General features: G+C 66.9%; 1 protein-coding gene. It reads right to left on the bottom strand.

Going from position 1 to position 831, the window contains the following annotated elements:
* On the bottom strand, positions 1–812 hold an 812-nt coding region (locus ACYPYD_RS27205), incomplete at its 3' end, for an amino acid kinase family protein (RefSeq protein WP_459666909.1).
* Positions 813–831: the final 19 nt, after the last annotated feature.

Raw genomic sequence — 831 nt, 5'->3', positions numbered from 1 at the left:
TCCGCCACGTCGTAGTTGGTTCGCCCGATCTTGCGCGCCACCGTCTCGCCGACAAGGCGCGGGTCGGCGCTGGAGAGGTGGAACTCCTTGTGGATGATCGCCTCGCGCGCCTGCGTCAGCACAGCGATGCGCGAGAACGTCATCTCCGAATAGCCGCGCGCATAGCGGCGCACCATGCCGCCCTCGCACCCGGCATAGCCGGTGACGATCGGCATCTGCGTGGCGAGGTCGATCGTACCCAGCGCTTCCTCGATCCGCGCATCGAGGCTGCGCATGTCCTCGTGGTTCCACAAGGTCAGGTCGATGAAGACCGCGTTCACGCCCCGGTCGCGCAGCATCAGCGCGGTCGAGTGCGCCGAATGCGCCTCGCCCAGCCCGGCCAGCATCTCGCGCACGGTGGTCATCTGCTCCTTGAGGCAGAAGCGGCCGTGTGAGCGCAGCCGGTCGAGATCGTCGAGGCAGGTTTCCAGCGCGGCGATGCGCCTTGCCACGAAGACGTCGGCCTCTTCGCGGCTTTCGGCGCGCGCAAACATCTCGGCATTGCGCGCCCACATCGCGCCCATCACGTCAGCCAGCGCCGAGCGCCAGGCGCTGGGCACTTCGTTGCGGATGAAGTGGGCGTGGACGCCGGGCCGGCCCGACTTCTTGTGCTCCAGCAGCAGGTCGGTCATCCCGGCATAGGCCGAGACGACGAAGATGCGGTTGTAGAGGTCCGCGCCCTCGCGCCCGGCGATCAGGACGTTGTCGAACACCGTCGAGGTGGCGGCCATCGAAGTGCCGCCGATCTTTTCCACGGAATGTGTTCCGTTCATGCGGGTACTCCTTTGAGGC

It is taken from the genome of Novosphingobium sp. 11B (genome assembly GCF_054589055.1).
The sequence above is the reverse complement of the archived record's forward strand: the minus strand, read 5'-3'. Positions and strand labels throughout refer to the sequence as shown.